The sequence below is a fragment of the Oceanobacillus massiliensis str. N'diop genome (assembly GCF_000285495.1).
GTDB classification, from domain to species: Bacteria; Bacillota; Bacilli; order Bacillales; family Amphibacillaceae; genus Oceanobacillus; species Oceanobacillus massiliensis.
Genome location: NZ_HE610977.1, coordinates 503,431 through 525,018 on the forward strand (window position 1 = coordinate 503,431; position 21,588 = coordinate 525,018).

Annotated in this window: 19 protein-coding genes, 1 tRNA gene, 1 pseudogene and 1 riboswitch; of the genes and pseudogenes, 7 read left to right on the plus strand and 14 right to left on the minus strand. The window is 38.0% G+C overall.

The genetic code is table 11. The features are described 5' to 3' along the window. Positions 1-6 precede the first annotated feature (6 nt). The 5 genes from OMHG_RS08055 to OMHG_RS08075 all read right to left on the minus strand — a co-directional run bounded on the left by OMHG_RS08055 (position 7) and on the right by OMHG_RS08075 (position 3,874). A complete protein-coding gene (locus OMHG_RS08055) occupies positions 7-921 on the minus strand; it encodes an ATP-binding protein (RefSeq protein ID WP_010649928.1) in 915 nt (304 codons plus the stop codon). 53 nt (positions 922-974) lie between these two features. Beyond that, positions 975-1,661: an SDR family oxidoreductase gene (locus tag OMHG_RS08060; protein ID WP_010649929.1), complete on the minus strand. Its 687-nt coding sequence runs from the start codon at positions 1,659-1,661 to the stop codon at positions 975-977. Further along, positions 1,651-2,478, minus strand: coding sequence for a 6-carboxytetrahydropterin synthase (locus OMHG_RS08065; RefSeq protein WP_010649933.1), 828 nt, complete (start codon positions 2,476-2,478; stop codon positions 1,651-1,653). Before OMHG_RS08065 ends, OMHG_RS08060 begins: the two co-directional genes overlap by 11 nt. A gap of 14 nt (positions 2,479-2,492) precedes the next feature. Further along, complete coding sequence (folE, locus tag OMHG_RS08070; protein ID WP_010649935.1) at positions 2,493-3,068, minus strand: GTP cyclohydrolase I FolE; 576 nt, start codon at positions 3,066-3,068, stop codon at positions 2,493-2,495. A gap of 98 nt (positions 3,069-3,166) precedes the next feature. Beyond that, positions 3,167-3,256, minus strand: a riboswitch (cyclic di-GMP riboswitch). Between the two features lie 255 nt (positions 3,257-3,511). Next, positions 3,512-3,874 (minus strand): response regulator, encoded by a 363-nt coding sequence (locus OMHG_RS08075; protein ID WP_044476872.1) that lies wholly within the window; start codon positions 3,872-3,874, stop codon positions 3,512-3,514. Positions 3,875-4,257: 383 nt separating this feature from the next. On the opposite strand from OMHG_RS08075, the gene OMHG_RS08080 reads away from it, so the two are divergent. Further along, positions 4,258-6,039: a putative bifunctional diguanylate cyclase/phosphodiesterase gene (locus OMHG_RS08080; protein ID WP_010649940.1), complete on the plus strand. Its 1,782-nt coding sequence runs from the start codon at positions 4,258-4,260 to the stop codon at positions 6,037-6,039. Here OMHG_RS08080 and OMHG_RS18760 read toward each other — a convergent pair. The 3 genes from OMHG_RS18760 to OMHG_RS19445 form a co-directional block, all read right to left on the minus strand. Next, on the minus strand, positions 5,999-6,229 hold the full coding sequence (locus tag OMHG_RS18760; RefSeq protein WP_081498510.1) for a DNA-3-methyladenine glycosylase I: 231 nt from the start codon (positions 6,227-6,229) through the stop codon (positions 5,999-6,001). The two genes, OMHG_RS08080 and OMHG_RS18760, sit on opposite strands and share 41 nt — an antisense overlap. A 63-nt stretch (positions 6,230-6,292) precedes the next feature. After that, a complete protein-coding gene (locus tag OMHG_RS08085; RefSeq protein WP_010649941.1) occupies positions 6,293-7,276 on the minus strand; it encodes an oxidoreductase in 984 nt (327 codons plus the stop codon). 886 nt (positions 7,277-8,162) lie between these two features. Continuing rightward, a complete protein-coding gene (locus OMHG_RS19445; protein WP_147629034.1) occupies positions 8,163-8,492 on the minus strand; it encodes a dihydrofolate reductase family protein in 330 nt (109 codons plus the stop codon). Between the two features lie 768 nt (positions 8,493-9,260). Here OMHG_RS19445 and OMHG_RS17875 point away from each other — a divergent pair. Continuing rightward, positions 9,261-9,446, plus strand: a pseudogene (locus OMHG_RS17875) (tyrosine-type recombinase/integrase); the annotation flags it as partial. A gap of 288 nt (positions 9,447-9,734) precedes the next feature. Here the strand turns inward: OMHG_RS17875 and OMHG_RS19450 are convergent. Both OMHG_RS19450 and OMHG_RS08090 read right to left on the minus strand, forming a co-directional pair. Continuing rightward, entirely contained in the window at positions 9,735-9,860 is a 126-nt protein-coding gene (locus tag OMHG_RS19450) for a hypothetical protein (protein WP_081498522.1), read from the minus strand. Positions 9,861-10,089: 229 nt separating this feature from the next. Further along, positions 10,090-10,971: an AraC family transcriptional regulator gene (locus OMHG_RS08090; RefSeq protein WP_010649945.1), complete on the minus strand. Its 882-nt coding sequence runs from the start codon at positions 10,969-10,971 to the stop codon at positions 10,090-10,092. Between the two features lie 267 nt (positions 10,972-11,238). Here OMHG_RS08090 and OMHG_RS08095 point away from each other — a divergent pair, with 267 nt between their 5' ends. Together OMHG_RS08095 and OMHG_RS08100 are read left to right on the plus strand one after the other, a co-directional pair. Further along, the gene (locus tag OMHG_RS08095; protein ID WP_010649947.1) at positions 11,239-11,508 is read left to right on the plus strand and encodes an Atu4866 domain-containing protein; all 270 of its coding nucleotides are present in this window, start codon (positions 11,239-11,241) and stop codon (positions 11,506-11,508) included. Beyond that, positions 11,508-12,239 carry an SDR family oxidoreductase gene (locus OMHG_RS08100; RefSeq protein WP_010649949.1) on the plus strand — a complete coding sequence of 244 codons (732 nt, stop codon included), beginning with the start codon at positions 11,508-11,510 and terminating at the stop codon, positions 12,237-12,239. The genes OMHG_RS08095 and OMHG_RS08100 overlap by 1 nt, the downstream gene beginning before the upstream one ends. Positions 12,240-12,681: 442 nt before the next feature. Here OMHG_RS08100 and OMHG_RS08105 read toward each other — a convergent pair whose 3' ends face one another. Next, a complete protein-coding gene (locus OMHG_RS08105; protein ID WP_010649951.1) occupies positions 12,682-12,966 on the minus strand; it encodes a hypothetical protein in 285 nt (94 codons plus the stop codon). Positions 12,967-14,099: 1,133 nt separating this feature from the next. Between OMHG_RS08105 and OMHG_RS08110 the strand changes: the two genes are divergently transcribed. Next, a complete protein-coding gene (locus OMHG_RS08110) occupies positions 14,100-14,771 on the plus strand; it encodes an Ltp family lipoprotein (protein ID WP_010649953.1) in 672 nt (223 codons plus the stop codon). A 1,021-nt stretch (positions 14,772-15,792) separates the two neighbouring features. Here the strand turns inward: OMHG_RS08110 and OMHG_RS08115 are convergent. From OMHG_RS08115 to OMHG_RS08125, 3 genes are all read right to left on the minus strand, one after another. Continuing rightward, positions 15,793-16,671 carry an alpha/beta fold hydrolase gene (locus OMHG_RS08115; protein WP_010649954.1) on the minus strand — a complete coding sequence of 293 codons (879 nt, stop codon included), beginning with the start codon at positions 16,669-16,671 and terminating at the stop codon, positions 15,793-15,795. Positions 16,672-16,787: 116 nt separating this feature from the next. Further along, complete coding sequence (locus tag OMHG_RS08120; protein ID WP_010649956.1) at positions 16,788-17,315, minus strand: AAA family ATPase; 528 nt, start codon at positions 17,313-17,315, stop codon at positions 16,788-16,790. Between the two features lie 279 nt (positions 17,316-17,594). Next, positions 17,595-17,667 (minus strand) — tRNA-Val (locus OMHG_RS08125). Between the two features lie 335 nt (positions 17,668-18,002). Here OMHG_RS08125 and OMHG_RS08130 point away from each other — a divergent pair. Together OMHG_RS08130 and OMHG_RS08135 are read left to right on the plus strand one after the other, a co-directional pair. Continuing rightward, entirely contained in the window at positions 18,003-19,733 is a 1,731-nt protein-coding gene (locus tag OMHG_RS08130) for an ABC transporter ATP-binding protein (RefSeq protein ID WP_010649959.1), read from the plus strand. Beyond that, the gene (locus OMHG_RS08135; protein WP_010649960.1) at positions 19,723-21,540 is read left to right on the plus strand and encodes an ABC transporter ATP-binding protein; all 1,818 of its coding nucleotides are present in this window, start codon (positions 19,723-19,725) and stop codon (positions 21,538-21,540) included. The genes OMHG_RS08130 and OMHG_RS08135 overlap by 11 nt, the downstream gene beginning before the upstream one ends. Positions 21,541-21,588: the final 48 nt, after the last annotated feature.

Here is a 21,588-nt window from a genome sequence, read left to right on the forward strand (position 1 = left end):
TTGCTTTTATTCCTTTCCAGCCTCTAATACTAGAATCAAGGTTGAACCTTTATCAGAAGTTTCAAGCAACACCTGATTCGCCATTTTCATCATTAACGTAAAGCCTTGTCCTAGCGACTCCTTGGTGGAGAATCCTGCCATTAAAGTAGCCTTCGGAAGAATAGCCAGTGGAAAGCCGGGACCTTTATCCTCAATAACAATGTTAAAAACATCTTCATTTTGATAAATCAGCATTTTTCCATACTCTGCATGCTTCAATATATTGGTAACAGCCTCAGAAATAATCAAATTATAGCTAAGTACCTTGGACGATTTCATCCCTGTTTTCGCGAAAGCTTCCTTCGCTACATTGCGCGCTTTGGGGACATCCTGCCTTTCCCTGATATCCATTTCACATAGGAGACCATTGCTTTTATACTTGGCAACATCCTGCTTACCAATTAATAGAAATCGGCCTTGTGTAGCAGCGTATATCACATCCCGGTATACCTGCCATGTTTTTTGGGATTCATCTCGAAGCTGTTCACTGAATTTAACGTCCGACTGTATCTCATTCAATACCCGCTCCAATACTGTCTTAGATGAATGGCCAGGATTGACAGACTTCATCTCTTCCTCTATCACTGCATTCGCAGCAATCCAATCAGCGGCCGAATCCGCCAACATCAAAAGTTCCTTTCTTACCCCATCTTCCAACTGCTCAAATGATTCATTGCTGAACGCGAGATAGAATAACGCTTCCCGTTCTCGTTCAACAATTTGGAGGGCTGCCGCACAGCGAGATACAATCCATCCTACTAAGGCTCTTTTTTTTACAAGTTCATAAGAATCTAAGTGCGTAAGCTCCGGCTCATACGATTCGGTTGTTTCTTCAACAGGGGTTGCATGCGCCTGCCGAATCTTATGAAATATTCCTTTCATACTTCATCTCACATCCCCCTTATAAGATTCCAAAAGGAGGCATAATGGTTATTTCATCCACTACAGCGTTTTTTGGGCTGACATAATAGATATGCGATATGTTCAACAATCGATTCCTGTGGGATCATATTTGACTTATCTAGGTCAAAATCCTTATCATCCCAAAAGGAGTTATCAATTGACCCTGGAAGAACTGCTGTTGTTCGGATACCTTCACGCCTTAATTCCGCCTGCAAAACCTTCGTTAGACCATAAACGCCAAATTTGGATGATGAATATGCTCCATTTCCCGGCAATGCCACGGTTCCTGCTATCGAAACGAGATTAATAATTTGTCCCGCTTGCTGCTCCTTCATCTTCCTGCCGGCATATTTACATGTTAAGTAGGTTCCACGAAGGTTGACCGCAATCATATCATCGAAGTCAGCGGTGTCCGACTCTAGGATGCTGGCAAAATTACCTACTCCTGCTGCATTTATCAGGCAATCTATACGGCCGAACCGCTCCACCGTTTGGGATACGAATTCCTGTACAGAATGTTCATCACGCACATCGAGCGGTATAAGCAGGACATTTTCACTGCCGCTAAATTCACTCGATAATAGATCGATGCTCCTTGCTCCAAGCACCAGCTTGGCACCTGCCTTTTCCAATACCTCTGCTGTTGCCTTCCCGATACCTCTGCTTGCTCCAGTTATCGCAATTACGCTATTCTTCAGTGGCGTCAAATCAATAATCATTTAATTCACCAGGCCCAAAGTATTCAAAATAGTTTTTCTCTGTCTCCCATAGCCCTATTTTATGCAGGTTCGGGATATGCGGCTGCAGCATCTCATATATGACTTTTGCAACGACCTCTGAAGTCGGATTCAGACCTTTGAACTCCTCTGTGTCCAAGTTCAGATGCTTATGGTCAAATTTCTTTAAGACAATCTTATCGACCGTTCCATCCAATTCATTTAAATCTGTAATCATCCCTGTTTCAGGATCCGGCTCACTTTGAACGGTTACATCGAGATAGTAATTATGTCCGTGGCCATGCGGGTTATTGCATTTTCCAAATAAAGCTATATTCTCTTCATCCGATAACTGCTCGCTATGCAAACGATGAGCGGCACTGAAATGATATTTTCTAGTTAAACTAACCATTCTTCCCTCTCCCTTTTCTGAATACAAATAAGGATTCTCATGTAACCGCAGCCGGTGAAGTTCACAGTCCTCCAATTTAGGTGCAATCGTATTCCATAGATACGTAACCATATTTTCTGTTGTCGGAATATGCTGCATGAAATACGAATGCTCCTTATTTAAAAACTTCCCATCAAGTTCTTCGGATACCACTTCACCGACAATTTGCTTAATATCCACGGTATTCACCACAATTCCTGAGCTTTCATTCAACTCACCGCGGACCATGACCTCTAGCTTATAATCATGACCATGGCCACTCGGGTTACTGCATAGACCAAATACGTCTTTATTTTTTTCTTTGCTCCACTCAGGGATGGAATAGCTATGCATTGCTGAAAAATCTATTCTTCTTGATAGATAAAGCATATGTCCACTCCTTCCTACTTGGCTGCTATATTTCTTTCAAATTCACGAACAAGGGTTTCCTGCTCTTTAAATATTCCTTTTTTAACAGTTGTGACAGTCGAAGATCCTGGCTTTTTCACACCACGGGCACACATACATAGATGCTGTCCCTCCAGCGTGACCATTACTCCTTTTGGACTCAATTCTTTTTCGATTGCCATAACAATCTGATCTGTCATCCGTTCCTGAACCTGTGGACGTTTTGCTGCTAATTCTACCAATCTGGCAAACTTACTAAGTCCAATAATTCTCTCCCCTGGGATATATCCGATATGTGCTTTCCCAAAGAATGGAATCAGGTGGTGTTCACAAAATGTATAATAATCTATATCTTTAACGACAATCATGCCATCATAACCTTCAGAGTCAAATGTAGTGGTCAATGCTGTTTCTGGTGCAACACCAATTCCGGCAAATACTTCCCTATACATTTTTGCCACTCGCTTCGGCGTTTCCTTTAATCCTTCACGATCAGGATTCTCACCTAATAGATACAACAATTCATGAATATGACTTTCCAATACATCTTTTTGCAATAATTCTTTCGCCATCTTTACATTCTCCTTCTTTTCCCATAAAAAATAGCCCTCCCAAAGAACGGTGGACTGATGGCCTTCATGAAAACATGAACCATTATAAGTCAACCCATTTCGGCAGTCTGGCAATCCTAGTCTTTTCTCAAGACCTTAGACCCATGACTTTGCGTCCTTACCTTTCAATAAGTTTGCTATTATCGCAGGAAAAATTAACTATTAAAATTCAAATACAATTTCATTATTATTTTCGGTTGCTTGTGATAAAAGGTTAAGTGTTTTAAAAAAAGTATTTTTTACCAGTACGGAAAAATCAGCTGGAAAGCAGAGATTTAACATGTATGCAGATACTGACACCTTATTCTGTACTATTCAGAATAAGGATATAGGCCCTGCTAATTGTTGAAGGCATTTTTTAGGTAAAAATCACTATCAACATCTGTCTGCTTCATATTTAATGGTTAGGTGTTTGATTCCAATTTCTTCAAAACACTTTCTAGCTGCTCGAAATTCGGTTTTGCCACAAAGTAACTCGCACCTAGCTTAATTGCTTCCACTACATTTGATTCCGTGCTCATGGCGGAACACATGATAACTTTCGCCATAGGATCAATTGCAATAATCTCCTCTAATGCTGCCAATCCGCCAATACGCGGCATGGTTATGTCAAGAAAGACAACATCTGGCCGAATCTGCTTAAATTGCTTGATTGCCTCTCCACCGTCAATAGCTTCGTATATATCGTGATATCCATACTGTTTAAGGATTCTTGTCAGCCAAGAACGCATAAATCTGGAATCGTCAGCAATTAATACCTTTTTCATAACAGCTTGCCCATTCTCCTGGTTTGCTGTTTCATCTATCGGTTTTTCTATCAATTCTTCGTTAAACATAGTCAAGTAAAAGCTCCTTTAAGCAATTTGAAAATGGATTCCGTCTAAACAACTTTGAATCATTCCATTCTATCTCTTACGATGATTTATAAAGTGACTATTAATATATCGTGCCATTTGGAAAAAAGTGTACCTTTTAATCAAAAATTTTTTAACAGAATGAATGAATGGGATAAAGATTTTAATCAAAATGGCCGATATAAGAGTAACTTCTTCTATTAATTCGGCGATATAATGGACATGGAAATGACAAACAAACCCATCTTAATTAACGCCGATACCTTAATCAAAAAAGTATAAAGGAGTTGAGTAGATTGGAGAAACAAAGTACAAACAAAAAACCATTAGCTACTGACAATCCTATAAGAACCTTATTTGTCAATGGGCTTGGTTTAATCTTAACCTTCCTTCTCGGGTACAGGTCCGGAAAGATCGATTCACTCCAAGAGAACCCAACGAATATTTTAAACAATAATGGCTTTACGTGCTGGACGAGAAATATAAAGACGGGTGAAGCAACCGTTTCTATAAGTGATTCCATGACCTATGGATTCTCCAGCAGGGATTTAGATAATTATCCCCATTTGTTCCTTGGTTCCATTCACCCTAATGATAATTCAATCCTGCTTGATGCCATGAACCTGCAAGAGGCCGGGAACAAAACCACCGTCTTATACCGCATCTTTACCGCGGATGGCGAGATTCGGTGGGTAGAAGATCGAGGGACCCCCGTCTTCAACAAACAGGGTGAGGTAACGAAAGTCGAAGGGGTTATCTTTGACGTCACGAGTCACAAGAAAACCGAAGAAAAAATGAATGATATGGCCTATAAGGATACGTTAACAGAACTTCCCAACCGGAATTGGTTTCAAGAATATCTGACGTCCATTGTAGACAAAAGACTTCCCGCTGCGATTATGTTTATTGATTTCGATAATTTTAAACGGGTCAACGACACATTAGGTCATCGCGCTGGTGACTCATTACTCAAACAAATGGCGGCCAGACTGCAATCCTGCATCAGAAAAGAGGATATTGTTTCCCGCCAGAACGGAGATGAATTCCTTGTCTTGCTGGAAACGGATAATATAGCCGAAATCAAAAGGATAGCAGAGAAAATCATTCGTAAAATGAACCATCCTTATAAATTAAAGGGAACAGAAATAATGTCTACGCCAAGTATTGGCATCAGCCTCTTTCCAGAGAGCGGCCATACTGCAGAATCCCTAATCGAGATGGCAGATTTCGCGATGTATCTGGCGAAAAAAAGCGGAAAGAATACCTATCAGTTTTATAATGATCAGCTGAATCAGCAAATGAAGCGGAGGATGTTATTGGAAGCCCATTTACATAGAGCAATCTCCCGTAAGGAATTTGAAGTTTATTATCAGCCTCAAATTGACCTTACCAGCGGGGAGCTGGCTGGCGCGGAAGCATTATTGCGATGGGAATGTGAACTTGGCAGGATTTCACCAGATGAATTTATTCCAATTGCTGAAGATACTGGATTAATAATACCGATTGGCGAATGGGTACTGCGTGAAGCCTGTCGTCATAGCAAACGGTTTAAGGATAACGGTCTTGTATCCTTTCCGATTTCAGTTAATATATCAACGAAACAGCTTGTGAATCAAAACTTTGTAGCACGGATAAAAAGGATTTTAGCAGAAGAAAACATCGATCCAAGATTACTTACACTCGAAATCACAGAATCCGCCCTGCTTTATTATGAAGACGCCAAAAGCAATATCTCGGAATTGCGGAAATTGGGTGTGGGTATTTCTCTCGATGATTTCGGTGTAGGCTATTCTTCACTCAATATGATTCGCAATATTAATATAGATGAATTAAAAATCGATAAATCTTTTCTGAGTGATGCCCTGATAAATGAAAGGGTTCGTTCACTACTGGAAACGATTATACTGATAGGTAAAAAAATAGATGCAAAAGTTGTGATTGAGGGAATAGAAACAGCGGAAGAGCTGGAATTATTATTGTCACAACGGGTATATGGCCAAGGATATTTCTACAGCAAGCCGCTGCCTGTATCTGAATTTAAAAAATGGTATTTTGCCTTTTATGAGAAGGAGAAGTGATATTCACTTCTCCTTCCTGCTTTATTAACATTTTCTTCAAACTAAGATTTAAAGGATAGACAATATTCCATGACAGACCTGATTGGGCACCTTCCAGTGTAAGCATTTTAAAGATATAGAGGTTATCATATGCCTCATTTCCTATTTCAGTATTTCTATAGCATGATATATTCGCATATAGAAAACCCATGAATAGCAACTGAAATTTGCAGAAGCAGTACGCATGGGCTGTTTTGTTATAATAGACAGTTTATTAAATGGTAAATTTGACTCCTGTTAAGGATTCGCTTAACTTCCATAATAGTTCAGCAAACTCAGGATTGATGGCCCATGCTTCAACACCTTCTGGGTCTGGACTGCTGGCAGATCTAGCTTTGGCAATGTCAACATCCTCACAATATACCCCACCAAGCCCCTGCAGTGCTGGACTTACCGCACACCAGACACTTGTAGCAGCTCCTTGCTCAATGGTTTTAGTTTCATTGTGCTGTTCATTCGACACAGGCTGACCATGCTCGTCCAATACAGGCTTCGGTCCAAATTCTTCCTTTGTTAAATCTCTTCCTAGATTCGTATCGGGAATAAGACCCGGATGGACCGAAAAGGCACGGACTCCATATTCTTTCCCGCGTTTATCCAACATGAGGGCAAATAATATATTTGCCGTCTTTGACTGTGCATAGGCCTTCCACTTATCGTATTCTTTATCCTCGAAGTTAGGATCATTAAAATCTACTGCACCAAGCCGATGACCACGCGAAGACACAGCAACTACACGCGCATTGCCTCGCTTCAATGCAGGCCACAGTCTTGCTGTCAGATGAAAGTGTCCAAGATGGTTTGTGGAAAACTGGGATTCGAATCCGCGATTATCACGTCTTAACGGCGGAGCCATTATACCTGCACTATTTATGAGAATATGCAATGTATCGTGATTTTCAAGAAATTGCTCCGCAAACCTATCGATCGAGGCAGGATTCATCAAATCCATTGCGGCGATTTCAACATTCGGTATATCCTTCAGCGATTCACGACCCTTCTCAAGGGTGCGTACAGGAACAATTACCGTTGCTCCAGCATGCGCCAGAACACGAGTCGTTTCAAGACCAATTCCCGAATACCCTCCAGTGACAATAGCAACCTTCCCTTGCAAATCGATATCTTTTATCACTTCTTCAGCAGTTGTTTTCGGATCAAAGCCTGAATGAATCGGCATTTGAGCTGTATTTTCACTCATTCGTAGGGTCACTCCTTCGATGTAATCTTATACTTTATTTAGTATTATCCTAATTTATTCGGCAATGATTATTTATTTAAATTCTATCAGAGGATATGACCATTACTCAACTTAACTGTTTGGGTTAAAACCCGCCGTATTGACGGTCTACTTGTTGTATTGAAAGCACCCGACAGTTTAAGATCCTAAAACGTAAGAAACGATCATGTTTTTCCATAATCGAACCCTCTAATAAATGAATAATGAAGACACTCACTAACCCTTACAAATCATTATAATATTTCCATCAGGACCACTAATGTTAAAATAAGCGAAATCATTAAATCTAAAAATACTTGATTCTACTCGAAAACCTAGCTTCTTAACATAAGCAAGAGATTGTTCAATCGCTTCCGTATGAAAATTAAACAATGGATACTAAGAAGGAATAGTTTCTCTTTTACACCAACTGGACCTGCATCCAAAGTTAACCCAGTGTAATGATTAATCTTTAGGTTATGAACAGGTTTAGATAATTTTATTAAATCACTTGTCTGACCAAGCAGTTGACTATACCATCTGATTGATTTTTCTTAATCGCTTACGTGAAACAAAAATAGTGTTAATTTGGTTTTTGATTGGGCTAATCATTTCTATTCTCCTCGTCAATGCTTAACATCCTCCTTTAAGATTGAAAGGTTGCTTCTTTGTGTAAAGCAATTGTTATTCTCCACTGTTTTATTAAAGCACCAAATAGTTGAAGAAGCCTTCTCTTCAAATTCCAATCTTCTTCATTAATGGTCGATCGTCATATTGTCTTCACTACAGTGATATTAAAATTAAGTAGCACTTTCGATTGAACCAAAAGATGTGGAAGCTTTTACTAATAATAATCCGAATAAATCTGTTAAACAGAATTATAAATTAGAACGACTATGCCGGATTTAAACGTGTGTATCTCTACAAGACTCAAATTTTTCACATGTGAATTTTCTTTAAATAGACGTTCCCCACCACCTACTACAACTGGATGAATCATGAGTCTGTATTCATCAACGAGGTCATACTGCATCAGGGAATTAACTAATTGACCACTACCATGAACTGTAATATCTTGACCAGGATCCTGCTTTAACTTAGATATTTCTTCTGCTAAATTGCCTTTAATCAGCCTCGAATTATTCCATTCTACTTCCTCCAGTGTTGTTGAAACAACATACTTTGGTACATATATTATACCCCTCTAGGAATATTCTTCTAAAGGAATATTATCAGATTTAACTATAGAATAAAGTTTGATCATCCATACCTTCTAAAAGTTTTATCCTATTGAAAATTCTCAATTTCACGATTACAACATATAAAACAGCCGCGAGTATAGCTTGAACCAATAAATCTGCTTGTACAATAGAGCTAATCTCAATTAAACTAATTATTGTTAGGTGGTTTATAATAAAGTTCGATCAAAATGGATTTTTCTTTTTTAAATTAATATTATTTATCCAAATGATTGCTTAAGCTAGACGGGGAAAGACCTGGCGCCCACGGGATAATACTGTCCACGGGTTGGCATAACAAATGAAGCTATGACACTACCAGTGATGTAGGGGCGCACCGGCGAATCAATTAAAGGAGCTGTGATCATATGGATCTTGTTATTGGTCTGGATGTCTCAAGCGAAAGCCAAGTCCAAGCTTTGGTATAAAAAGCCCCGCCTCAGCAAGTAGTCAAAAAGGGACTTTTTAATTTATAATTATTCAGTTGTGCGAGTTGATTGCTCGAAAAGGGTATCCCAGAAAGAAATATCTTTCTCTTCTATAGATTCGTCAGCGATAGCTCTTGTTGTAGCCTTAAGTGGTTCTAATGTCTGTTTGGTTAGGTAACCATTGCTTTATTGAGGTAAAAATTCTGGTGTCTCAATCCAACTTATAAGTTGTCCGAAATCGGAATACTCATAAAATTTTAGTTCAATCATATTATTGGATGCCTCTTTTCTTTTTACAGTGCAGGAATAAGTAAAACCATTCACCCTCACTTGTTAAGGCATAGTTACACAACCCATCTGTTAAATAATGGTGCCCCACTAAAAGTTATACAAAGTCTACTAGGTCACGAAAAAAGCGAAACTACAAGAATTTATGCAGAACTAAGTGGTAGATTACGACAAGAGTTTTATAGGAAGTATTTTTAGAATATAAAAGAGCAACATAGATTGTATCAGCGTTGCTCTTTTTACTATTGCACCTTTTAGTTGAATAAGGAAAAGAGGCGCTTATTCCATAATCGGGCCCAATTGTCAAAAATAATGGATGCTCTTCATTAAGTTCACATGGAGTTACATCCAGAATGATACTTTCATCTCCTTATAAGCTCGGACCAGTAATTTTAAATGACGATTACTCATTTTTGCTTTATGTATGTCTTCGTCTCTTCTCTAGTTAAGTGCTCAATTCCACTTATTTTTATTTCTTTTATTGAATTATTCGTTCCTAAAAGCACTAATTGCCTGCAGTAATATTTTACAAGTAATATCAAGTCCTTTTACGTCTAGAGATTGGTCTGATTCTGCTATTCCTTTTTCTTGAGCAGTCTGTAACGATTCAATTCAATTCAATTCTCCCACAAAATATAACGAATTCAACGGAGAAGGAGAAGATTTTCGAAAGATTGAATATGGTATATCTTTTTTCGCAGACTCTAAATAGGTATCCAAGCCTTTTTTCTTTTTACATTTAAAATAGTTTTCTATTTAGCTCATTGGATTCACTATTCCTATGCCCTTCCACTTACATAGAAAAACCCCTTCTAGTCTCGATAAACGTATGCTTCTTTTATTACAACATTTCCCGCAGACGTCGTATGTCTTTCATTGGGGGCAGACCAAATTTACGGCTGTATTCCCGGCTGAAATGAGATGGACTTTCATAACCTACCTGAAACGCTGCCTCAGCCGCTTCCAGGTTTTCCGTTAAAAGCAATCGGCGTGCTTCCTGCAACCGAAGTTGTTTCTGAAACTGGATTGGGCTCATACCCGTGACTTCCTTGAAATGATTGTAGAAGGATGAAGAGCTCATTCTGGCTTCTTTCGCCAATTCGTTTACCTCTAAGGGCTGTGCAAATTCACGGTTTAACACCCCGATCACCTTTGCAATCCGTTGGGCCTGACTCCCTACAAGTGTAAAACGCTTCAAGGAATCATTCCGGTCATTCTGTAAAATCCGGTAAATGATTTCACGTTTGATACCATCGGCAAGGATTGGTATATCCTGTGGAGTTTCCAGTAGCCTAATAAGCCTTAATACCGCTTCAAGGAGCGAGTCATTTATTAGGCTGATTACCAGACCACGTCCCGGGGACTCATTAGAAACTACTTGACTCGATGACTGAACGACTTCAAAAATCTGGTTCATATCAAGCTGCAAATTTACGCATAAATAAGGGTTTTCGGACGATGCCTTTATGATCTGTCCCGTAATCGGCAAATGAACGGAAGCAGTCAGATAACTGGCAGAGTCGTACTGATAGCTTTCATCCCCAAGCATGACCAATTTTGATCCCTGGGCCACTACACATAGGGAAGGTTCATAAACAGAATAAACGGGTTCAGAAATCTGGGTGGTACGAACAAATCGCAATCCTGATATAGACGTTTCATACGTTCCATCCACCTTTACATTTCTCTCGACCAACTCCGCTAATTTCTCAATTCGCTGCATGAAACATTCCTCCGCCTTTCCAGTTACATTTATGGATCTCTTGCTCACTATACTATAATTTATTGGAGTATTAGGCAACAATTGTATATTTTCCGACTACCCCCTCTTTGGGGTAAAAGTTCATAATGAGTTTATGGTCAGACACTTCAATTAGATGGTATGGATTTGATCAAGTTTCAGTTACGTTCTTGGATCACTTTATTTGCATTTCAATCCTGCCAAGATTTGAGTGTCAACCACCTTTTATATATGAGAGGAGATTATAAAATGAAAAAAGAACTTATAAAAAATTCTCATCCCTATGTGGGGATGTGGGTGACCGCGGACGGCTATATTCGGCACGAACTGCTTCCAAACGGCAGATACGATGAAGCCCGCGGCAACAACGAAAGCGCATATCAAGGCAGCTATATCGTCAAAGACAATCATATCGAATATGTCGATGATACAGGCTTTACTGCCAATGGTGATTTTATCAACGGGGTTCTTTACCATGCAGGTATGGTGCTATATCTGGAAGAAGGGAGCAAGGAATAATGTCTGTACTTAATGGAAAAGTGGTTGTGATTACAGGGGCAAGCAGCGGAATTGGTGAGACAGCAGCCCGAATGCTCGCAAGCATGGGCGCTCATGTTGTGATCGGGGCTAGACGTGTGGAAAGACTAGAGTCATTGGCATCAGACATTCAAGGGGCTGGCGGTTCTGTAGTCATTCAACAGCTTGACGTGACAGAACTAGAACAGATGCAGGCAATTATAGGTGCAGCCAAAAGTCGCTTTGGAAAAGTTGACGCCATTATTAACAATGCAGGGGTGATGCCGCTCTCTTCGCTGGAAGCATTAAAAATTGATGAATGGAACCGGATGATTGATGTCAACATACGCGGTGTCCTCCATGGCATTGCCTCAGGTCTTCCGGTCATGAAAAAACAAGGTTTTGGACATTTCATCAACATCGCATCCATCGGCGCCTACGAAGTGACCCCGTCGGCAGCTGTCTACTGCGCGACCAAATATGCCGTACGTGCAATAACGGACGGATTGCAGCAAGAGACTGTAGGCCTAGGGATCCGTGTGACCCTTGTATCGCCAGGAGTAACGGAATCAGAACTAGCTGAGAGCATTACCGACAACCAGGCTAGAGAATTCATGAATGAATACCGACGTAATGCTCTGCCGGCTACGGCTATTGCCCGTGCGATTGTCTATGCACTTGAACAGCCTGTTCATGTCGATGTAAGTGAACTGGTCATTAAACCTGCAATGTAAATGAAACAAAGAGATATCAGGAATGCAAATAGAAAAATATAGCTTTCTCCGTTCACGAATTAATTTATCATTTTTCTGACTCCATATCATCACAGAAAAGGATTGTATGTAGTAAAATATCCTCAAATCCTCACACGATAGGGACTTGAGGGTATTCCTTTTTCCTACGTATACTTCTCTTTTAAAGTACATTCATTCATCACTTTAGGTTAGTTACTCCACAATATGGCCGATCGTTGAACACAAGTTAAACATCGACCTTCAACAAAACTGCATCATTAGTAAAATAATTCCATTTTTATAATACCGAAATATCAAAAAACACTCCAAAAAAGAAGACGATTTTTTTGATGATCGGCTTGTTCAACTCTTGCACCAGTTAGTTATATATAAAGACTTACACAATAATTGCATATTATATTAATGATATGACAATAAGTAATTATTTCTTACCTTTTATTTCTAAAAGTATAGGTGCTATATTTAGTAAGATAGAAACAATTGTCAAAAACCATAATGCCCTTTCCATACCAGGTACTACATCCCCTAAAGCTGACCAATCTTCCACCTTTACCCACCGAGATACAAGGCTATATTCTGAACAGAGTGTTAATGCTGTAAATGATAGTCCTATCGCCATAGCGAGCTTATAATCCTTTCCTGCTGCATACCTATAAAGATTTACAAAAGTTGCTACTATTGCAATGACGCCAAATATTATAAACATAACTAACCTCCATATATTCTTGTCGTGTAATAATACTGATGTATATCATCTCAATTTTATACATTCTATTTTTTTGGACATTCATACATCAAGTTTTATTTTATATTAGATGCTCTTCCTTTTGTGACAAACCTTCCACTATAGTTCGATAAGGAAAGCAAGCTAGCTCTTATATTAGTGGACTAGTTAGATAAAAGTTATAGTTCCTTCTCCCTATTCTTCTAACCTTATCATTTAATCATAATTTTTATAATAATCAATTATAATTTCTCATCTCTTGGTAAAAGCTAATAAACCATAAAAATATAGTCTCACCTAGTTCCCAATAATGATTATGATGTTGTGATGTGTTTGAATTGGCTCTAAAAAAATCTGTGACTGTTTTGTCGCTGCTAATCAAAGTCAGGTAAAAACCAATTTGTACTACAAAAATAAAAAAGCCTGTTCCCTTTGGTGTATAAGGGATCCAGACTTCTGTTCTAAAATAATTTCGATTGGGTTCGAACCAACCACCTCTACCCTGTCAATTATTTGCTAAAATTAATTAGAAAAAATAAGTCAAAGAAATGCGTTTTAATAGGGTTTTGAATGTTCTAAAAAACCAGGTAAATAAATATAAGCCAGAAAATTAGTTATGAGACATTTTTGTGTCTGATAGGTAAGTGAGTAGTCTGTATTACTAAATTTTATCCAGCAGTACGTAACATATTCTTATTAAGTGAGTTTAAAGATTCAACGATATAAACTTATGCAGCTCATGTAAATTTTATCTAGTCAAAAAATCACAATCTAAATCTCATCAAAAATCAAAGTGAGTAAAAAGTAATATTTCAGTGGTTATTTTGTTATAAAAATGAAATATATATGGTAAAATTTAACTAGAAGTCTTATTCAACTACTAGCCGTTTAATTGAAATTAGATTTTAGTGAAAATGGATATAGAAGTTCGAGAAGCAAAACTTTTAGAAGGGGACGAAGAGTGATTTAAAATAAGGAAAGAAAAAGACTTCCAGATGTAACGGGTTCTTTTAGGAAGTGCAAGCAACCAAATAACATATTGTTTCGTACTTTAATTAACATCAATTTATTTATAAGTTATCAATGTATAGCTATATAAGAAGGGGGAAAAAGAGATGAATAATTTATTTCTTTTATTATTTTTAATATCTGTTTTAGCATTAATTATATGCTTAATTAAACCTAATGTTGTTTTGCGATGGTTTCCTGAAGCCAAAAGAAGCAGGAAATATGTGGCGATGTATTTTGGGATTGCAACAGTAGTATTTTTCATTTTATTTGGAGTGACTGCACCTCCCACAAACGAGAGTGCTGATAATAACGAACAAATAGAACAAGAGAAAGCGGAAAAGATAGAAGAAAAAGAAGAGGAAGAAGAGAAAGCAAAGGCGGAGGAAGCTGAGAAAAAGGCAGAAGAGGAAGAGCAAGCAAAGATTGAGGCAGAAAAGAAAGAGGAAGAAGCAAAAGCACAGGCAGAAGCAGAGAAAGAACCAGAAATGTCACTCTCACAACAGAACGCAATTCGTCAAGCTGAAAGCTATCTAGATTATACAGCCTTCTCTAAGTCAGGTTTGATTGACCAGTTAGAGTATGAAGGATATCCTACTGAAGAAGCAAAGTTCGCAGTAGAAAACATTGAGGTAGATTGGAGAGAACAAGCGGTGTTGCAAGCCCAAAGTTATCTTGATTACACATCATTCTCCAGAAGCGGCTTGATTGACCAATTATTATATGAAGGCCATAGTGAAGCAGATGCAACTTACGCTGTTGATCAAGTCGGACTATAATAAAAATTTTGAAGCAACATAAATGTTGAAGTGAAGAAAAATAAAAGACTTTCAGATAATAGGCTATTTAAATAATTATGTTATTCCGTTATTGGGCGCGTTTTGAAGAAGAAATTAAACAGCAAGGAGCTTGGAGACTTTTCCAAGCTCTATTTGTTTCACTTAAAATGGGAGTGTATCAGCTTTGCTCTTTTATCTATTGCACCCGTTATTGAAAAATAATTATATTTTCATCGTACAAATTTTATAGAAGATATGACCATTAACTTCAATTATTCCTGTATAGACACCCTTTCGCAAATTGTAATAAATCGTCCAACGAGGAAATGTTCTTTCGTTCATTTATTTTGCCTCAAAGTTCTAGGGGCTTACTCACCTACCATACCGTCGTTATCACGATCGTCCATATATTCGTATACCAATGTTATATTTAGGTTAGAGGAGGACAATGCTTGATATAAAAAGAACCACACATAATAGACATATCTAAAATGTGTAATCTTATTTTGATTTCTTATTCAACTAAAGCACCAGTTATTTTAAGTATAATACTTCACAAATTATTAGACTAAATTGACAAATCTCTTGTTTTCCTATTGGCTATAGAGACTTTCCATCTACAGAAGTTAGGTCATTAATCTCCTTAAAGTTTATATTTTTACTGACGAAATTCTTTAACTCTTCATTAAAATCCTCTTTAGATAATGAATGAAAACACTTCATGTTCTTATCGTAATTATATCAACGAGCTTCTGTACTGTCTTTTACAACTGAATCAACGTGAATTCTTTTTTTCTATATAATTTTCTCTTGTTGTTTTAATCCACTAGATTTTTCAAGTATATTTACCTCAAAATGTTTAATGAATGGCATTTTTTACACTCCTCAACATTTGCTTTTTCAAAAAATCTTACTTCACCTGGTGTTAGGGATTTCTTGTTTTAAATAAAACTGTCCTATAGCGAAATGGTACTATCCTTTATTCAAGATAAGCACCAGTTTGTTTAATAAGAAATACGTTTTAATAATTCTCTTTTAGAAACTCTATAATCTCATTGTTGATTTTTATTAAATGTTCTTCTGACGGAAAATGTCCCATATTATAGGTTTTAAAAGCAGTTAAATTCGGTACGATTTCCTTAGCAATCTTGTTCAGTCTGCTTTCGGGAAAGAAGATATCTTTTTTCCCTGCTATGATTATAGTGGGTGAGCTGTAATTTACTAATTCTTTCCTCGTTGTTAATTTAGGCATTTCTTGTTCTAGTCTGGTGTATTTAAATACATCGCCAATAATTGTTTTATCAATATCTCGCATACTATTATCCGACATATTACCAGTAATCTTATTAAGATATTTTTCTAATGAGGTAGCATTAAATAGGACTAAGGGAAGTAAAACATCCTTAATCATTTTAATTTTAGAACCTAATCTTATTCCTGCTGGTGATACTAATACAGCACAATCAATTTTATTCGGCATAAATGCAGCTAACCTTAAAATAATTCCAGCACCGTAGGAAGGACCGATAAATGCACTGCTATCTATATTTAAATAATTCATTAACTCATCAATCCATTGAGCAAAGCTATTATCCTTCGCTGAAATTCTATTTTCATCACTGTATCCTGGATGACCAATTGTATCTGGCGCATAAATTCTATACTTATCTATTAGTGGTGTAAACCAAGATAAAGTCATTGGGTTTATACAATTACCACCTTGAAATATAAAAATGGGCTTTCCTTCTAACGGTCCAGCTACTAGAATATGCGTTTTACCAAAACTGGTTTCAACATATATTCGTTCGACATCAAAACTAAATGTATTTATGTAATTTTCATAATGCTGATTAAGAAATCTTTTTCCTTCTTCACTTTTATAAATGGTTTCTTTTCCCACACCATCACCCCAATTACATATTAAAATCATATTTTAAATACGAACATAAGCAAAAATGGTTTCATTTTCTGCTTTAACTTTTTTCAACTAACCTGCCACGTTAGTTTAGTAAGAAATCAATATTTGAATGAAGGATTCTCACTTATATTCAGAAAGATTTCATCTAAGTCTGATGGCTGTAAATAGGTTGTATTATAGAAAAAGCGTTTATCTATTCCTTCACTTTCAAATTCTTCCACTAATTCTAAACATCTTGCTCCCATCTGATGTTCTTTAATCCTTAAAGCATCTCTTCTTAACAGTTCATCACTATTGACCCATAAAACAACATATATAATTTCTACGTTTTTTACATCATCGTGAATTTTTTGAGAAAATTTTTCTACATCTTCCGGGAAAGCAACATAATCAATGATTACATTCTTATTCGCCTGGATAAAATTGATACTTAAGTCGGCAATATTTTCCCAAATTAATGAAAGCAATTCTTCACTTTTCCAAGGCGGAAGATATCCGCCAACAACCATATGATTGATTAAGTCACCTTCAATATAAGCACTATGGTCAAATTGTTCAGCAAGCCCCTTTGAAGTTGTGGATTTACCAACTCCTGCTGGACCAGATATAATATAAATTTTATTCATTATTTCCACCCACTTTTTATATGTACATATTATAATTCAATGTTAAAACCTTGAAGTCCTTCTTAAACTAACCTGCTTCGTTTGTTTAAGTACATCTTTTCACAAATCTACAAACATAGTTTAGCGAAATCCTTCATCCCCCTAGATAAATCTGATAATGGATGCTAATTCTATTACTAAAACACTTGTTATTCTTATTTGGACAACAATTGGACAACAAGAGTATTCAATTTACATAAAAAAACGCTCAACCCCTTACAGGTCAAGCGTTTACTGGTATGATTCCGATTGGGCTCGAACCAACGACCTCTACCCTGTCAAGGTAGCGCTCTCCCAGCTGAGCTACGGAATCGTATGTAATTTAATAATAAAACTATAACCGGATAATGCAAAACTGTCAATATACAACTTTATAATAAATTTTTCAAATTCCTCTACCATACTGCCAACGATGCATATCCCTTCGCTTATCATTACGGAAATCCTAATCTGCTTTCTATCTATTCATATTTTGCTTCTCGCCAGCCCTTCCCCTTTCTCCAGAATCCCAGATAACTATTTTCCCGTTCACACCCTTATCGGTAAAAACAACTTCGAAACTCGAAATACAACACTGGATAATATCTTGGATTGAACTTATAATAGTAAAAAAATTGTTTTTTATCTGAGATTGAGGGTGGGTCGCTTTTGAGAAATGTTTTATCCTTTATGAAACCATATAAACTTCCTGCTGTCGCGGCATTTCTATTAATGCTTACTGAGCTTTCAGTGGAATTGCTTCTTCCGTTATTTCTTGGAAAGATGATTGATCAGGGTGTGATGAATCAGGATATAAATAATATTGTCTTATGGGGAAGTATCATGATCGGTCTTGCATTTCTTTCTTTGATTGCCGGTATGCTGAATTCATTTTTCTCCTCGCATGTAAGTTTTGCGTTTGGATATGATATTCGTCAGAAATTATTTGAAAAGATACAGGAATTTTCATTTGCTAATTTGAATCAATATCCAACATCAGGGCTTGTAACGAGATTTACAAATGATATTAGGCAAATGCAGAATACTGTCTTTATGGCTCTTCGGATCATGGCTAAAGCTCCTTTGACCGTATTCGGCGGTGTGGTGATGGCTTTTATGGTAAATGCGAGATTGGCCGTTGTATTTCTGGTAACAGTCCCCCTCCTCATCCTTTTCCTGGTTTGGGTGCTTAAATTAGCCAGTAAGATGTTTAGCAAGGTTCAGAACAATGTCGATCTGGTAAACCGTGTGATGCAGGAGAATCTGGCTGGAATGCGATTGATTAAAGCATTTACAAGACGTGATTATGAAGAGGGTCGCTTTATGGAAGCAAATACTGGGCTTGCAGATTCCACCCGCAAGACCTTTCGCTTTGTTGAAGCATCGATGCCTATCCTGCTGTTTGTAATGAATTTAAGTATTATTTTTATTTTATGGTACGGAAATACACAAACCATCGCGGACCAGGCCAATGTTGGCGAAGTGGTAACGATGGTGAATTATGCACTGCGTGTATCGATGGCCATCTCCATGTTCTCTTTCATTATTATGGCCATTTCCAGAACAAAAGCTTCTGCACATCGAATCGATGAAGTTCTTTCACTGGAGACGGACCTAGCAGAAAACCTGGATGCTGATATTACCATGTCAGTCACCAAAGGAAAGGTTGAATACCGTCAAGTATCCTTCAAATACCCCGGGGCAGAAAAACCATCATTGTCGGATATTTCATTTACAGTGGAATCTGGAGAGAAGCTTGCTGTCATTGGTGCAACTGGCTCTGGGAAAACATCGTTGTTCCAGTTGATGCCAAGGCTCTATGACGTTAATGATGGGGAAATTCTGGTGGATGACAAAGCTATTGATGGTTATACATTTAATCAGATTCGCGGCAGTATCGGCTATGTTCCGCAAAGTCCCCTGCTATTCAGCGGCAGTATTTCGGATAATATTGCATGGGGGAAAAAAGACGCAACAAAAGAGGAGATCGTTCAATCCGCAAAGGATGCGCAAATACATGAGACGATTATGGAATTGCCGAATGGATATGAAACAAGAGTTGGTCAAAAAGGAGTTAATTTATCTGGCGGTCAGAAGCAGCGTATATCCATTGCACGTGCGCTGATCCGCAAACCAATGATTTTGATGCTTGATGACAGTACCAGTGCACTTGATTTAGCAACAGAGTCGCGACTCTTGCATGCTATTGAGAAATACAATTGTACGATGCTTATCATTACACAGAAAATCTCCACAGCTAGTACGGCTGATCGAATCTTGTTGATGGATAAAGGCAGGATCCTTGATATTGGTACACATGAGGAATTATTGGAAACATCAGGACTATATAGAGATATCGTCGAATCCCAGTTTGGAAAGGAGTATGCACATGCGAAGTGATTCATTGAAAACTCCTTTTCAATACGAAAAGATTCCTATTGATAAAACGGATGCAGATAACAAGAAGAAAGCCAAGAATATGAAGGCCACACTTAAAGGCATTTGGGATTATTTATCCGTAGAGAAAGGAAAACTGTTCCTTGTCATTCTAATGGTGATGTTTAGTTCTGGATTAAGCCTTCTCGGTCCTTTTATGGTTGGAATGGCCATAGATGAATTTATCGTGACTGGAGAGGCTGCTGGTCTTGGCATTGTCTTAATCTGGCTGATTGTTGTTTATTTATTTCATTCCCTATCGATTTTCCTGCAGAGCTTTTGGATGATTGGCATTGCCCAAAACACGGTTTACTCCCTGCGCAAGGATTTATTTAAACAATTCCACCGTCTGCCAATCTCCTATTTTGACAAGCGGCAGCATGGTGAATTGATGAGTCGTTTGACGAATGACATTGATAATGTAAACAATACCTTAAATTCATCGGTGATACAGATTTTTTCAAGTGTTCTTACCCTTATTGGAACAATTGCGGTCATGCTTTATTTAAGCCCAATTCTAACCGCTGTTACGATGTCTGTTATTCCAGCCATGTATTTTTCAATGAAATGGATTACTTCCAGGACCGGTCCGCTTTATAAACTGCAGCAGAAGAAACTGGGAGAGGTGAATGGTTATGTTGAGGAGATTGTCTCCGGACAGCATGTTGTGAAAACCTATTCTCAAGAGGATAAAGTAATCGGTGAATTCGAGCAGCGAAATGATGAACTGAAGAAAACAGGATTCTGGGCCCAGACAATCGCTGGCTTTGTACCAAAAATCATGAACATGCTGAACTTCCTGAGCTTCGGTTTAATCGCATTGATTGGTGGTATTTTAGTTATTGTTTCTGATTCGCAGCTTGTGACAGTCGGTATTATCGTCATCTTCACAGAGTTTGCACGTCAATTCACGCGTCCATTGAATGAACTTTCTAACCAATTCAACTTACTGTTGTCAGCTATCGCTGGAGCAGAACGGGTATTCAGCGTGATGGATGAACCGCAGGAAGAATTGGATGAGGCAGATACAGTGGAGATTTCCACTACAAAAGGCAATATAAAATTTGACCATGTCCGGTTTGGTTATGAAGATACAGCGATTTTAAAAGATATTAGTTTTGAGGCAAAACCTGGGCAGACTGTTGCCTTCGTTGGTCACACTGGTGCTGGTAAAACAACGATCATTAACCTGATCTCCCGCTTTTACAATTATGATGGCGGCAGGATTCTGCTGGATGGTATTGAACTGAAACGAATTAAGAGAAGCAATTTACGTAAACATATGGCATTTGTTCTGCAGGATGCTTTTCTCTTCCATGGGACAATCCGCGAAAATATTCGATATGGCAGACTGGATGCGACAGATGAGGAGGTTGAAAATGCCGCCAGAGACGCCAATGCACATGAATTTATCATAAACCTCCCTGATGGCTATGAAACGATGCTTGATCAGGATGGCAGTGGTATCAGTCAAGGGCAGAAGCAGTTGCTCACGATTTCAAGAGCATTGCTTGCAGAGCCGGCGATTCTAATTCTTGATGAAGCTACCAGCAATATCGATACAATTACAGAATTGAAGATTCAGGATGCATTAACAAGGCTGATGAAAGGCAGAACAAGCTTTGTCATTGCCCATCGTTTAAATACTATTCAGGAAGCGGATATGATTATCATGCTGGAACATGGTCAGATTATCGAAAAAGGCAGCCACGATGAGCTGATTCAACAACAAGGAAAATACTTCAACCTATACAAAGGCCAACTGCAATAGGTGCCTGTCACTTCCCGGTTCTTGTCATAATTTGTCGACAGAGTAATT

Bases quoted from the DNA above. Each gene is read 5' to 3' on its own strand.
- OMHG_RS08075 (WP_044476872.1), bottom strand. From the start codon at position 3,874: ATGAAAAAGGTATTAATTGCTGACGATTCCAGATTTATGCGTTCTTGG.
- OMHG_RS08055 (WP_010649928.1), bottom strand. From the start codon at position 921: ATGAAAGGAATATTTCATAAGATTCGGCAGGCGCATGCAACCCCTGTT.
- OMHG_RS08120 (WP_010649956.1), bottom strand. From the start codon at position 17,315: ATGAATAAAATTTATATTATATCTGGTCCAGCAGGAGTTGGTAAATCC.
- OMHG_RS08135 (WP_010649960.1), top strand. From the start codon at position 19,723: ATGCGAAGTGATTCATTGAAAACTCCTTTTCAATACGAAAAGATTCCT.
- OMHG_RS08100 (WP_010649949.1), top strand. From the start codon at position 11,508: ATGTCTGTACTTAATGGAAAAGTGGTTGTGATTACAGGGGCAAGCAGC.
- OMHG_RS08060 (WP_010649929.1), bottom strand. From the start codon at position 1,661: ATGATTATTGATTTGACGCCACTGAAGAATAGCGTAATTGCGATAACT.
- OMHG_RS18760 (WP_081498510.1), bottom strand. From the start codon at position 6,229: ATGGGTTTTCTATATGCGAATATATCATGCTATAGAAATACTGAAATA.
- OMHG_RS08095 (WP_010649947.1), top strand. From the start codon at position 11,239: ATGAAAAAAGAACTTATAAAAAATTCTCATCCCTATGTGGGGATGTGG.
- OMHG_RS08090 (WP_010649945.1), bottom strand. From the start codon at position 10,971: ATGCAGCGAATTGAGAAATTAGCGGAGTTGGTCGAGAGAAATGTAAAG.
- OMHG_RS08110 (WP_010649953.1), top strand. From the start codon at position 14,100: ATGAATAATTTATTTCTTTTATTATTTTTAATATCTGTTTTAGCATTA.
- OMHG_RS08085 (WP_010649941.1), bottom strand. From the start codon at position 7,276: ATGAGTGAAAATACAGCTCAAATGCCGATTCATTCAGGCTTTGATCCG.
- OMHG_RS08065 (WP_010649933.1), bottom strand. From the start codon at position 2,478: ATGCTTTATCTATCAAGAAGAATAGATTTTTCAGCAATGCATAGCTAT.
- folE (WP_010649935.1), bottom strand. From the start codon at position 3,068: ATGGCGAAAGAATTATTGCAAAAAGATGTATTGGAAAGTCATATTCAT.
- OMHG_RS08105 (WP_010649951.1), bottom strand. From the start codon at position 12,966: ATGTTTATAATATTTGGCGTCATTGCAATAGTAGCAACTTTTGTAAAT.